Origin of the sequence: Flavobacterium sp., assembly GCF_040402835.1 — a bacterium.
Classification (GTDB): domain Bacteria; phylum Bacteroidota; class Bacteroidia; order Flavobacteriales; family Flavobacteriaceae; genus Flavobacterium.
The window spans coordinates 1-14,113 of sequence record NZ_JBBALW010000042.1; the positions used below are offsets into that span (position 1 = coordinate 1).

Sequence of the window (14,113 nt, forward strand, 5' to 3'; positions counted from 1 at the left end):
ATAATTTTAAAAATGTTGCTTAACTAATACTGCGGGTTTTATTTGCATATCCATATTGCTTTAATTTAAACATATAATATTACAATAGATTTATGTTTAGAATATTACAGATTTATTTTATAGAGTTGTAAAATTTACATTTTTATTACAACACCATTTGGTTTTTTACCTACAGCAATAGTTTTAGTAACGGTATGATTTGTAACATTTATAACAGAAACTGTATTTGCCGTTTGATTGGTTACATAAGCCGTATTTCCGTCCATAGTAAATGAAATTGCGTGAGCACCAGCACCAGTATTGAAAGCTCCGCCGTGCATCCAATTCATCATAGTTGTGTCCCAAGTCCAGTAATGTACTTTTCCTGCCATTGGATCAGAAACCCATAACTCGCTTTTTGTTCCGTTGTGCGAAGCAATTCCTGGCATAAATCCTAAAGCTATAGTTTGAGCAATTGTATTGTCAGCTACTTTTATAACCGAAATAGATTGTCCGTCTTCATTATCTACAAACATTTGTCCGTTAGTTCCTGTCCAAGCACCAACTGGATTGTTACCTACTGTAATTGTTGCTATAACTGCCTTTGTTGTAACATTGATTACCGAAACATTGTCATCATCGCCATTAGCAACATACGCTTTTGTTCCGTCTGATGAGAATGTTAATTCTGCTGGCATCATACCCACAGTAATTGTATTTTTCAGAGCGTAGGTTGTTGCGTCATAAACCAAAACTTTACCTGTCATATCCATTTGAGGAACCCAAATTTCTGTACCGTTTGGGGAATAAATGGTGTTGTGGTTCATTACTGGCAAACTCATATTTTTGACAATTGCACCAGTCATCGCATCAATTACTAATAATTTTCCAGACATTGTTCCAGTTACTGCGTGACCTGCGCTAAAATCCATTCCTGGTACTCCAATTGCTAAATGATTTTCGTGTGATGAAATGTGATGAGGCCACATTATCATATCTGTTCCTGTTCCCATTAACGGAATAGTTGCAGTTACTTCATTTGTTGATAGTTTGATTACAGATACTGTTGCATCTTCGCCATTGACAACATAAGCTGCTGGATAATTTACATTTACAGCTGCCATTGGCATATCCATATTCATATCATCTTTTTTACTACAAGATGTTAAAACTAATGCTCCAATTGCGGAGGCGATAAAAATTGCATTTTTCATTGTTTAAAAATTTAAAAAATTATTGTTGATTATTTATTTAATTGTTTCTACCACACTACCACAACTCAACATTTGAGAGCCAAAATAGGGATTTTTGATTGTGTTTTCTTTGCTTAACCAATTCATTTTCTTCATTGGACAGTATTGATAATAAACTGCTTCTGTTGGTTTAGAAACTTTTATTAATTCATAAACTCCTTTGGATAATGAGTTAAATACATTTCTTTGTTTTTCAACATCTTGCGTTTCTGAAATGCTTTTTGCATCGGTTGTTAAATCTTTAAACACTTTCATCCACGCCATATGTTCGTCCATTTTTAATTTTTCCATTTTTACGGCAGTAATTGAAGATAATAATGCTGTTGCTTTTTCAGAAGCTATTTTACCATCTGTTTTTACTAAAGCATCTTTCAATAAAAAATAATTATCGAAAATTGGTTTTAGTTGATTTACTATTTGGTTTTCAGTAGTTGTAGAATGATTAGCCATATCCATTTCGGTTTTTGCTGGCATACTCTCACCGGCTATTGCATCTACTTTTACAGGAACTTTTGCCACACGATCATATTGACAACAGCTTGGAAGTTTTGAAAAAGCTGTATCTGGAGCAAGAAATTTATCACTGTCATAACCTACCAAAGCAATACGTTTTAGTATTTCGTCTTGATTGGTTTTTTTAGCATCGTAAGTAAGCGTTGCCATTTTTGTATCTTCATTCCAATCTACTTTGGCAATATTTTTTAGATTTCCTGCTTTTTCTATTTTGGTTTCGCACATTCCACAGTTTCCGTACACTTTTACAGTTTCTGTTGTGGCATTTTTAATTTGTGCATTAGATACCACGATTGATAACAATAGTATTATTGTCATCATTATTTTTTTTAATGAATTCATTGTATATAAATAATTTTGAATTGAATTAGTTAAACAATAACAAAATGAAATTATAGCAATGTCATCATTTTGAAATTGAAATTAACCGAGAAAATAAATGATTTTGAAAGCGTTAATTGTTATCAATTAAATACAATTATGGCTATCAGAATTGGAATTTAGCTTATTTTTGGTATAAGCCAAAGTGAATAGAAACCAGAAGATATATAGGTCTCTGAATGAGAATTTTTTTGTTTTTCGGAAGAAAAATCAAAAGTATTGTTTTTAAATTTTATTTCATAAACGATTGTAAAACCATTACTTGCTGCTGGACAACCACATTTGGAATGTCCACATTTTCCTGCGCAACCATCGCTATTTTTACCTTTAGAATGACTATCACCTTTGCAACAATCCTCTTTGTCTGTTTTTGATGAAACTTCTTTTTTACAAGAATGTTTATTTGAGCTATTTCCACACGCAAAAGTATTATTTGGCATCAGTAAGAAACCAAATACTATAATTGCTAAAATGTGAAATTTATTCATTTGTGCTTTAATTTGAATCAAAAGTAATCAAATTATATTTTTTGTTTGCTAATCAATTGTTAAAATGTAGTATAACAATAAAAAATTTCACTAAAACTTCATTCTCTGAATTCTAACAGCATTTAAAATAGCCAATAATGCTACTCCTACATCTGCGAAAACTGCCTCCCACATAGTTGCTAATCCTCCTGCGCCAAGTATTAAAACGATTGCTTTTACTGTAAATGCTAAACCGATATTTTGCCAAACGATTTGTTTTGTCTTTTTACCAATATTGATAGCTGTAAAGATTTTATAAGGTTGGTCGTTTTGAATTACAATGTCGGCTGTTTCAATTGTTGCATCGCTTCCTAAACCACCCATTGCAATTCCTGCATCGGCAATAGCGACAACAGGTGCATCATTTACACCATCGCCAACGAATGCGATTTTTAGGTTTTGTTGTTTTAGTTCTTGGACTTTTTCAACTTTATGTTCGGGTAATAAATCGCCGTGAGCTAAATCAATATTCAGTTCTTTAGCAACGGCATTTACAACAGCTTGTTTGTCGCCCGAGAGCATTACGGTTTTAATGTTTATTTTGTGTAAACTTTCTATTGCTTGTTTTGCATCTTCTTTGATTTCGTCTGCAATTAGAAAATAGCCAGAATATTTTTGATTGATTGCAATAACAATAATTGTAAATGGTGTATTGTCGATTTCAACATCATAACTGATATTAAATTTCTTCATCAATTTTACATTTCCTGCCAAGATTTCTTTTCCATCTACCTTGCCTTTTAATCCGTGTCCTGCAATTTCTTCAACATCGGTTACAATTGCATTTTTTTCTGTCCCTTTTGCATATTCGATTATTGCAGTTCCGACTGGATGGGTTGATTTGGTTTCGAGTGCTGATGTGAATTTTACTAAATCGGCTTCGGAAATATCAACTGCTACTACTTTTTGAACCTTAAAAACACCTTTGGTTAGTGTTCCTGTTTTATCCATAACAACCACTTCAATAGATGCCATTATATCGAGAAAGCTAGAACCTTTAAACAAAATTCCGTTTTTACTCGCTGCACCAATTCCGCCAAAATAACCCAACGGAATACTTATAACTAGCGCACAAGGACACGAAATAACCAAGAAAACTAATGCTCTGTACAACCAATCTCTAAACACATAATTATCGACAAAAAGCATCGGTAAAACACAAATTGCAATGGCTAAAAACACAACAATTGGAGTATAAATTTTGGCAAATTTTCTAATAAACAATTCTGTCGGTGCTTTTTTGGCTGTTGCTTCTTGCACCATTTCGAGTATTTTAGACAGTTTACTATCGGTGTAAGCTGTCGTAACTTCAACCTGTGCAATGGTGTTTAAATTTATCATTCCTGCCAAAACTGCTTCGCCTTTTAGTTTGGTGTCGGGTTTACTCTCACCTGTTAGTGCTGATGTATTGAATGTGGCATTATCGGTTAAAAGTTTTCCGTCTAATGCTAACTTTTCGCCCGATTTGAGTTGAATGATTTCGCCAATGGTAATTTCAGACGCTTTTTTGGTTGTTGCATTTCCGTTAATCAAAACCGTTGCTTCATCTGGTCGTTGGTCTAATAATAGTTTGATATTTGATTTGGCTCGTTGTACTGCCAATGTTTGAAAAATTTCGCCAATGGCATAAAATAACATTACTGCAACTCCTTCGGGAAATTGTCCGATTGAAAATGCTCCGATAGTTGCGATGCACATTAATAGAAATTCTGAAAATATTTCGCCTTTGCTAATGCTTTCAAATGCTTCTTTGAGCACTGGAAAACCTACTGGAAGGTATGCCAAAATATACCAACCCAATCGTACGTAACCTGTGAACCACGATTGCGGAAAATAATTATCAAAACCAATTGCAATAAGTAACAATGTAAAACTAATGATTGCTGGCAAGAACATTTGAAACGTGGTTTGGTCTGTACCTGAATGGTCGTGTCCGTCATCGTCGGTATGTTCGTCGTGGCTGTGGGCATCGTGGTCGTGACCATCGTCGTGATTGTCATTTTTTTTGTGGGTTGTTTTTACAGGTTCGTTATCGCCACAGCAACTGTCTTTTTGGACTTTCTTTTTTAGAGGTTTATCAGCCAATTTGTTTATTTTTTCTTCTTGTGAGCAACAAGTCATTTTGCCTTGTGCGTCATAAATATGCTTGTGTTTTGGATCTGTATTTATCATAGATATTTCATTTTTAAAAGTTTTTATTTATGCTACCATTCCAATTATTAGAAATATAAGAAACCCTACAAAAAACATTGCTGTTTGTAAAAGGGTTTCTTTTTCTTCGTGTGCTTCTGTTAGTAATTCTTCGGTTACCAAAAACAATAAAGCGGCTAGCCCGAAGGACAAAACCAATTTTAACCATTCTTGAGACAATCCTGATAAAAGTGTAATTCCTAAAATGGCATCTGCAAAAAATATTAATCCTAAAACTAATAAAATAAGTAGATTTTTTTGTTTTGTAAAATTGCAATCGATACAAGCGAGAACTACTGCTAATCCTAACGAAAATGTTTCTAATGCCAAGGCAACGGATAATAAAATTCCTTCGGTATTTCCTGCTGCAAAACCTACGCCAAGAAGCAACCCATCTATTGCTAAATCGATACCTAACGCTACCAATAATCCCATTGGTAACGCATTTTTATTTGTTTTACCATCTTGTTTTTGTTCAAATTTTTCTGCAAAAAACTTTACTGCAAGCATTGTAAAAATACCTAAACCAAAACCAATTGCCACTTCGATAGGTTTGTGGCATTTGATAATATCGGGCAATAATTCTACGGCTACTACCGAGAAAACTACACCGCCTGCAAAGTGCAAAACCGAACTTTTGAATGCCCCACTTGGAGTTGTAAATAATCCTGTAAGTCCCCCAATTAAGATAGAAATTACAGGGATTAATGCGTATAAATAAACTTCTGAAATATTTGTCATTATTTTTGTATTTAAATTTATTCTTCTTCTCCGCTACCTTTGGTTAATTCTGATAAAAGATAATACGCTCCTTTGATTACTACTTTTGCGTTTGCAGGAACTTCATCGATTGCCTTAACTTCTGTATAACCTAAATCGGTTGCGCCAATGTTTACTTTTATTTGTTGAAAGGTATTTTTGCCTGTTGCTACAAATATAAAATGGTCGTTGCCATTGTTTACAATCGCTTCTGTTGGTAATGCTGTTGTATTGGCATTGTCGATTTTCACTCTTGCTTCTACATACATTCCGGGTAAAACTGTTTCGGTGGTTTCGTTTATTTTAGCGTGAACCAATACGGCTTGTTCGTTCGGTTCAAAAGCTTTATTGATAGCGTAAATTTTAGCTGGGTGAGAATGCGAAACATCGTTGGCATCACTAAAACTTATTTCTTGTCCGATTTTGATTTTATGGATGTCTTTTTCAAAAACTTTTAGATCTAAATGTAAAAATCGATTGTCGATGATTTCAAATAGTACAGCGTTTGCATCGGCAAATTTCCCCATTGTTAAATTGATGTGTTGAATATAACCGCTTATTGGTGCTGAAATAGCAATATTTGAAGCGATATTTTTAGAAGATAAATTATTGGCATTAATTCCTAATTGTGCCAATTTAGATTTTAAGGTTTCCTTTTTGGCTTGTGCAATTTGTAACTCTCTTTGCGATTGTTGGAAGGTTTTCCCAGCGTTGATGTTATCATCACGCAACTCTTTTTGGCGTTGGTATTCTTTTTCTAGAAACGAAAGATTAGCGTTGTTCTCTAAATAATCTTGTTGTAATTGTATCACATCGATATTGGCAATTGTTGCCAAAGTTTTTCCTTTGTTTACAAATTCGCCCTCTTGAACGAAAATATTTTTAACAACACCGCCAGTCAAGATACTTACTTGTGCTTGGTATTGTGGTGGCAATGATAATTTTCCGTTTATTTTTAAAGTCGTCGTTAGGTTTTTATTTTCAAAATCGCCCAACTGTAAATCGATGGCTTTTATTTGTGCATCAGTAAATGTTACAACTGCTGTTGTGGCTTTTTCGGTGACTGTTTCCTTTGAAGTTTCGGCTTTTGATGCTTCGGTATCATTATTCTTGCAAGAAACTACGCCCAAAAACAAAAGGATTATTATTGCTATATTATTTTTCATCTTTAGAATTTTATTTGTTTAATAAATATTGAATGTTGATTATAGTTTGATTGTAATTGTTCATTGCAATCAGATAATCAGTTTTTATTTTGTTGGCATCTTTTAGGTTTTGGGTATATTCGATATAGCCAATATCCCCCGATTTATAAAGCCGTTGTGCTGAATTTACAATGGTTTCTGCCATTGGTAAACCTTCTGTTTTGTAAAAAGTGAGTTGCTCGGAATATTGTTTTTGCAATTGGAATTGTTGCAAATAAATGGTTGCCAATTCCTGTTGTGATTTTTCTAATTCCTTTTTTGCAATTTCGGTTTCCAATTTTGCAACTTGTGTTTTAGCTTTGATTCCGTTTTTGAATAAAGGAATATTAATACCTACACTACCATAATAAAAAGGGTTTTCCTTATCTAAACTTTGAGTATTTACACCCAAATTGAAAGATGGATTTGCTTTTGCTTTTTCGGATTTTATGGCTAATTCTTTAGCGATAATTTGCTGTTGCAAAAACTGTAAAACAGGATGATTTTTAACCAATGTACTATCGCTAACATTAATTTCGGGCAAAGCATCGTATTTCGTTGGTGCTTGGTAGGATTCGTTGCTTCGTGTCCACTTTTGTAATTCAGTCAAATAAAATAATACTTGCGAATTGGCTTCTGCCAATTGCATTTTTAATTCTTTGCGTTGCAAAGTGGCGTTTATTTTTTCTAATTTACTTGATTCGCCTACTTGAAATTTCTTGTCGGCATATTTTTCATAATCGGCAAAAATGTTATCTGTTTCGAGCAATAAATTATAGTGTTGCAAATTGTAAAGCCAATTGAAATAAGCATTTGACACGTTTCTTATTAATTCATTTTTTGTAACTGCTTCAAAGGATTTTGCTACTGCTACATTTTGATTTAATAAATCCTTATTCGCTTTATTAGTTAGTCTAAAACCTTGCGAAACTCCGATATTATAATCGTATGCTTTACTGTTCATTTGCCCTAAATTACTATTGATATTGAAAGGGTCAAGAACAGTTGCCGTTTTGGTTAATGCTTGTTGTTGCTGGGTTTGCAAAGTCGCTTGTTGCAATGTTGGATAATTCTTGGTTGCTAAATCCAACGCATTCTGTAAAGTAAAAGTTTGCGTTTGTGCGTTGGCATTGAAAGAAAAACAACTAAAAAACAGTACCACAATTGTTGCAATTTTTGGATTTACTTTTATCTTTTTTGGTGTCATTACTAAATAATATAAAACTGGTAAAACAAATAATGTTAATAGCGTAGAAGTAAGCAAACCACCAATAACGACAGTCGCCAATGGTTTTTGTACTTCTGCACCTGCACTTGTACTTAAAGCCATTGGTAAGAATCCTAATGAAGCTACGGTTGCTGTTGCTAAAATAGGTCTTAATCTTGCAGCACTTCCCTTGTAAATGCGTTGTAAAAGATTGTCTTCGCCTTCATCTTTTAATTGATTGTAGTAACTGATTAAAACAATTCCGTTTAGAACTGCTACACCAAAAAGTGCAATAAAACCAACTCCTGCTGATATACTAAAATTCATTCCACGAACCCATAAAGCGATAATTCCGCCAATAGATGCCAAAGGAATTGCAGAAAAAATAATTGAAGCTTCTTTGAGCGAACGGAATGATAAAAAGAGTAAAAAGAAAATAAGTAAAAGTGCAACAGGAACAGCCAATTGCAATCGTCCTTTTGCTTCTTGCAAGTTTTGAAATTGTCCACCATAATTAATAAAATAGCCTTCGGGTAATTTTAATTTGGCATCTAATTTTTGTTGAATTTCTAAAACTACACTTTCTACATCACGACCACGAACGTTGGCTTCAATCACTATTCTGCGTTGTGCATCTTCACGGCTTATTTGTGATGGTGCAGTTTTAAAAGTGATTTCAGCAACCTCATTTAATGGGATTTGATTACCTCTTGGTGTTGGAATTAATAATGATTTTAAAGCGTCAATATCTGTGTTTTGGTTTTTAGGAATACGAACGACCAAATCAAATTTTTTCTCTCCCTCGTACACAACGCCAGTTGTTCCACCCGCATAAGCCGTATTTAAAATTCGGTTTACATCGGAAATATTCAAACCGTATTGCGCAATTTTATTTCGGTTGTATTTTACAACCAATTGGGGCATCCCTGTAACTTGTTCTACTTTTATATCGGTTAATCCCTCAATTCCTCTAATTATCGGAACTGCTTTATTGGCTTCTGAAAACAATTTATCTAAATCATCCCCAAATATTTTTATAGCAATATCCGATTTTACTCCTGCAATCAATTCATTGAAACGCATTTGAATGGGTTGCTCAAACGATAAATTGCAACCAGGAATTGCACTCATTTTTTCGTTCATTTTCTCGGCTAAATCTTCTTTATTGTGGGCAGTTGTCCATTCTTTTTTGTCTTTCATTACCATAATAATATCAGCACTTTCTATAGGCATTGGGTCAGTCGGAATTTCACTAGTACCAATTTTTGTTACCATATCTTTTACTTCAGGAAATGTACTTGCTATTTTTTCTAATTGAGTAGCAACTTCTATACTTTGAGGTAAACTACTACCTTGGCGAATGGTAAAATTCATTGCAAAATCGCCCTCGTCTAATTCCGGAATAAATTCACCACCCAATGAATTGAATATAAATAATGAGGTTATGAATAAGAATATTGCAACACCAATAACTGCAAACTTTCTTTCTAAAGCTTTAACCAAATAAGGTTGATACCAATTGTTTAGTTTATTTACAAACCTATCGGTAAAATTAGGTTTGTCGCTAATTTTTTTGTTTAAAAAAATACTGCTAGCCCAAGGCACATAAGTAAGTGAAAGTATTAATGCACCAACAATAGCGAAACTAACAGTTTGTGCCATTGGCATAAACATTTTACCCTCTACACCACTTAAAACAAATAGCGGAATATAAACAATCAAGATAATGATTTGTCCAAATATGGCAGAACTCATAATTTTTGATGAACTTTTAATTACTTCATCGTCCATTTGATTTTGAGAAAGAATATTGTTCTTGTAATGCCTTGAAAAAATATGCAAAGTGGCTTCGACCACAATTACAGCACCATCAACGATAAGTCCAAAATCTAAAGCACCCATACTCATTAAGTTGGCACTTAACCCGAACATATTCATTATAATTATGGCAAAAAGCATCGCTAAAGGAATGACAGAAGCTACAATTAAGCCTGCACGCAAACTGCCAAGAAATAAAACTAAAACTAAAATAACGATTAAAGCACCCTCTAATAAATTGGTTGAAACCGTACTGACAGTTTTCTCAATTAGTTTGGTTCTATCAACAAATACATCGATTTTTACACCTTGAGGTAACGATTTTTCGATGGATTTCATTCTTTCTTTTACCCGTTCAATTACTCGTACTGCGTTTTCTCCTTTTTGCATTAAAACTACTCCGCCAACAGTTTCACCTTTTCCGTTTCTTGTCATTGCTCCATAACGAGGTGCAAAACCAAATTTAACTTCGGCAATGTCTTTTATTAAAATAGGAACACCCGAATTGTTTTTGACTACAATATTATTTATGTCTTCTAGGTTTTGAATTAATCCTTCTCCACGAATAAAATAGATATTTGGACCTTTATCAATGTAACTTCCGCCTGTATTTTCGTTGTTGTTTTGCAAGGCATCAAACACATCTATTAGCGTTAAATTGTTAGCCGAAAGGCGTTCGGGTTTTACGGAGACTTCGTATTGTTTTAGTTTTCCTCCAAAACTACTTACTTCCACCACACCAACAGTTCCCAACAATTGACGGCGCACAATCCAATCTTGAATGGTTCTTAATTCGGATAAGTCATATTTTTCTTCATATCCTTTTTGTGGTACTAAAACATATTGAAATATTTCACCAAGCCCTGTTGTAGGCGGTAATAATGCTGGTGTGCCGTATTGTTTTGGGATATTATCGGTTGCGGTTTTTATTTTTTCATCTACTCGCTGACGAGCAATATTTACTGGAACATTGTCTTTAAAAACAATCGTAATTACCGACAAACCCGAACGGCTTGTACTTCGTAATTCGACCATATCGGACAATGATTTGAACTCGGTTTCTAACGGATAGGTTATAAACTGTTCAACTTCTTGTGTAGCCAAATTAGGAGTATTTGTAACTACTTGCACTTGATTATTGGTTACATCGGGCAAAGCATCAACACTTAATTGTGTGAATGAATAAATTCCAAACAAAACAAATATTGCCAACAAAACGCCTGTAATGAGTTTGTTGTTTACGGAAAAATTAATGATTTTATTTATCATTGTAATAGTATAATGAATGAGTAATTAGGCACGAACGCCCATTAAATACTGTGGAAAGCCCACAACTCTATAACCCGAAATTACTCGGGTTTCATTATGCTATTTGAGGTGGTTGCCAAATACTTCCGTAGAAATTGGAAGCAAAAACTGATTTATATGACGGAATTGATGTTTTAATACTATTTGTAACTTGAGGAAAGTTAAATGATATTTCAGGAAAATAACTCAAAACTTGTGCACCACAACAATTGCACATACAAAATGGAGGACATAAATCGTTTTCTTTGTCGTGATTATGATTTTTGTGGCTTGAAGTATATTCCGAATTAGTGTGTGCGAAACTATTTATTTCTAAATCAGCACAAGGCATACACGAAAGTGACACCAGATAAATTGCTAATATGAAGTTTAAGAATTTCACAAGTGCAAAAGTATGATTTTTTATTTTATGCTATTGAAAAAATATTATGTTAACCTTTTTAAGATTTTTTTTTGGAAAGCATTTATTTTATCAATATAAAACTGTAATTCGTACAAATGAATTAACCCATTATCGTTGTCGGGCATTTGTGCCAATTGGACTAAATTGATATTTTGAAACAGGGATTCCTCTCCTAATAAATCCTGAATAACAATAAAAATTGCTTGTTGTAACGTTTTGTTATCACAATGTAATGCGTAGTTTTTGAGGTGAAAAATTAGATCTAACCTTGATTTTTCTTCGTCATAATCCAATGCCGTAAATTTGAGTTCACTTGCTTTGAGTGTAATATCTTGAAAAAAGTAAGGTTCATCTAATCCACTAATAATTTTTTCAATTTCTGATGATGGCTGAATAAATGCTGTAAATTTCCAGTTCTTGAGTTGAGGTGCATTGTCCACTAAATTTACGACTTGGTAGAAGTAATCTGGATTACCATTTGCCGTAATTATCATTTTGGACTTGTTTTTTTTTATTTTTGAAAAAACGAGTATAAAATCTAATTCTTTAATATAGAATTTCAAGTGCTTATCTATCCAAAAACTAATTTGTTTTTGATTTTTCGGTGTTTCATCAACTATGTTTTGAATGATTTGATTATTATCTTGGAACCAGTTCCAGAATGTATTTATTGATTTCATTTTGATTTAATTTGTTAGTTACTATTTTCGTTTATCGATAGAATGTTTTTCAAATGCGATTAAATTACATAATTCACGTAATCTAGAGCGAACACGATTACCGTAAACATTCTCGATTTCACTTGCCGAAAGGTTTGTCGTGATATGCGTTTGAATTTTTTTACTTGTGAAAATATCATAACGAGATAATAGAATTTCAGCCATTACGTTACATTCGTTTCCGTAGTATTTTAGGTTATTTTCTGTTCCTAAATCATCAAAGCAAATTGTTTTTGGTTGCGATTCGTATAATTTTCCTTTGCTGTATTTGTGAATGATTTCGTAGCCATCTTGTATAAATTCAAAACTTATATCTCTTGTTGATTTTACAAAAAATTTATGTTCGGTTTGGGTTAGGTATTTCATTCAATTTAAAAGTGATGTTTTGCCACAGCCCACTGGTCCAGAAAGTAAAATTCCTTTGTTGAGGTCTATTCTGTATTGAAAACAAGTTGCTTCATCTTTTAGAAAATAGGCGATAAGTTTATAAATTATTGGATAGTCGCTTTCAAGTATTTTGAAATGATTTCCGTATAATTCAATGCCTTTTTTCTCTAACCAAACAATTATTTCAGTGTAGCTATAATGGCTCTGAATAGTCTTTATCGTTTCCTGTGTTGAGGTGTTTTGCTCTGTTGGATTGCTCATTTGAAATGAATTTAGGTGCGTTTAATATCCAATTTTGTGCTGCGGCTTGCCAATTGACCATCGGGGTTTTGCCACCGACTAACCAACCATTGCTGGAGAAGTAATTGAAAAATTTAATGGCTTCGATTTCTTGAAAGTTCTGTTCGAGAAAATAGGCTTTTACATTTTCAAATGTTGGCTTTAAATCTTTGCCTCCGCTGTTTTTATTTTTTAATTGTGTCGGCGAATCCGAAAAAAATTTCTTTTTTTCGCGCAACTTTTTTTCTTTTTCGGCAGTTTCGCTTTTTAAAAAACCATTATCATTTTCAATTTTTTTTGCTTGCTCGTCCAAGTTTACAATCTTTAAATCGTTTGAAATGTTTGGTATGTTTGTATTATTTATATAAGATACTAGAGCTTGTTCAGCACCAGTCCCACTAGTTGTACCAGTACTAGTACAGAGCTTGTTCACTACTTGTTCATTAACCAGTTCAAAAAGGGATTCATTTTTTGGTGTTGTGATTTTTTCATTTTTGGCAATTGGTTTTAAATCATCTGAAAAATTTAGTAGGTAAACAAGGCTTCCTTTGAATGGATTATATGATGGTTCATAATTAATATAACCTTGTGAATGTAAGTTTTTCAAACACTTATGATAGGTTGCTTTGGAACTTATTTTACTTATCCTCATTACCTCATCACGAGAAATACTGATTGGGTTTTTGAACCGATTGCAGTTCCAAAATTGAAACAAGGACATATACAAACTGACGTGTGTTGGATTGAGAGTTTTGTCGATAGCCACTTTCTCAAAGAATCCTGTTAGGTGTTTTATGTAATTCATCTCACTAACCATTTTGGACTGAATAAAGTAACTGTTGCATCGACTTTATTTTCTTCTAATACTTTTTCTAAATCGGAACTGGAGTAGTAAAGTATTCCACCAACTTTGGTATAAGTGATATTTCCGTTTACTCGTAGATTTTGTAAAGTGCCTGGAGAAATATTTAGCAATTTTCTGACTTCGGAGGATTTGAGCCATTGTTTTTGCTGTTGCGGTTTCGAATTAAACATATCTTTTAAGTCTGTTAAAAGGAGTGAACGAAATTCGTTTAGGTCTTCTCTAGTAATGATTTCTACTGCCATTTTTAAAATTTTAAATTGTTATGTTGTAAAATTGTATATTTTGGTTATGTATATCCGTAATTGCTCATATTTTTGTATATTTGTTTGATAAATAAATTA

General features: G+C 33.2%; 13 protein-coding genes. All 13 read right to left on the reverse strand.

Features of this window, described 5'->3' with window-relative positions:
- Positions 1–134: 134 nt before the first annotated feature.
- Positions 135–1,193 carry a YncE family protein gene (locus AC9UEH_RS10980; protein WP_509531742.1) on the reverse strand — a complete coding sequence of 353 codons (1,059 nt, stop codon included), beginning with the start codon at positions 1,191–1,193 and terminating at the stop codon, positions 135–137.
- Between the two features lie 33 nt (positions 1,194–1,226).
- Positions 1,227–2,087 (reverse strand): DUF3347 domain-containing protein, encoded by an 861-nt coding sequence (locus AC9UEH_RS10985; RefSeq protein ID WP_509531745.1) that lies wholly within the window; start codon positions 2,085–2,087, stop codon positions 1,227–1,229.
- Positions 2,088–2,245: 158 nt separating this feature from the next.
- Positions 2,246–2,614 carry a hypothetical protein gene (locus tag AC9UEH_RS10990; protein WP_509531747.1) on the reverse strand — a complete coding sequence of 123 codons (369 nt, stop codon included), beginning with the start codon at positions 2,612–2,614 and terminating at the stop codon, positions 2,246–2,248.
- A gap of 90 nt (positions 2,615–2,704) precedes the next feature.
- Complete coding sequence (locus AC9UEH_RS10995; RefSeq protein WP_509531750.1) at positions 2,705–4,825, reverse strand: heavy metal translocating P-type ATPase; 2,121 nt, start codon at positions 4,823–4,825, stop codon at positions 2,705–2,707.
- A 27-nt stretch (positions 4,826–4,852) separates the two neighbouring features.
- Positions 4,853–5,584, reverse strand: coding sequence for a ZIP family metal transporter (locus AC9UEH_RS11000; protein WP_509531753.1), 732 nt, complete (start codon positions 5,582–5,584; stop codon positions 4,853–4,855).
- A gap of 17 nt (positions 5,585–5,601) precedes the next feature.
- Positions 5,602–6,768 (reverse strand): efflux RND transporter periplasmic adaptor subunit, encoded by a 1,167-nt coding sequence (locus AC9UEH_RS11005; RefSeq protein WP_509531755.1) that lies wholly within the window; start codon positions 6,766–6,768, stop codon positions 5,602–5,604.
- Positions 6,769–6,778: 10 nt separating this feature from the next.
- Complete coding sequence (locus AC9UEH_RS11010) at positions 6,779–11,080, reverse strand: CusA/CzcA family heavy metal efflux RND transporter (protein ID WP_509531758.1); 4,302 nt, start codon at positions 11,078–11,080, stop codon at positions 6,779–6,781.
- A 94-nt stretch (positions 11,081–11,174) separates the two neighbouring features.
- Positions 11,175–11,501, reverse strand: a complete 327-nt coding sequence (locus AC9UEH_RS11015) for a DUF6660 family protein (protein WP_509531761.1) — start codon at positions 11,499–11,501, stop codon at positions 11,175–11,177.
- A gap of 44 nt (positions 11,502–11,545) precedes the next feature.
- Positions 11,546–12,202 (reverse strand): hypothetical protein, encoded by a 657-nt coding sequence (locus tag AC9UEH_RS11020; RefSeq protein ID WP_509531764.1) that lies wholly within the window; start codon positions 12,200–12,202, stop codon positions 11,546–11,548.
- 21 nt (positions 12,203–12,223) lie between these two features.
- The gene (locus AC9UEH_RS11025; RefSeq protein ID WP_509531767.1) at positions 12,224–12,607 is read right to left on the reverse strand and encodes a hypothetical protein; all 384 of its coding nucleotides are present in this window, start codon (positions 12,605–12,607) and stop codon (positions 12,224–12,226) included.
- Entirely contained in the window at positions 12,608–12,889 is a 282-nt protein-coding gene (locus AC9UEH_RS11030) for a hypothetical protein (RefSeq protein ID WP_509531770.1), read from the reverse strand. It abuts the gene before it with no gap.
- Positions 12,822–13,712 (reverse strand): transcriptional regulator, encoded by an 891-nt coding sequence (locus tag AC9UEH_RS11035; RefSeq protein ID WP_509531772.1) that lies wholly within the window; start codon positions 13,710–13,712, stop codon positions 12,822–12,824. Before AC9UEH_RS11035 ends, AC9UEH_RS11030 begins: the two co-directional genes overlap by 68 nt.
- Complete coding sequence (locus AC9UEH_RS11040) at positions 13,709–14,014, reverse strand: helix-turn-helix domain-containing protein (protein WP_509531774.1); 306 nt, start codon at positions 14,012–14,014, stop codon at positions 13,709–13,711. Before AC9UEH_RS11040 ends, AC9UEH_RS11035 begins: the two co-directional genes overlap by 4 nt.
- Positions 14,015–14,113: the final 99 nt, after the last annotated feature.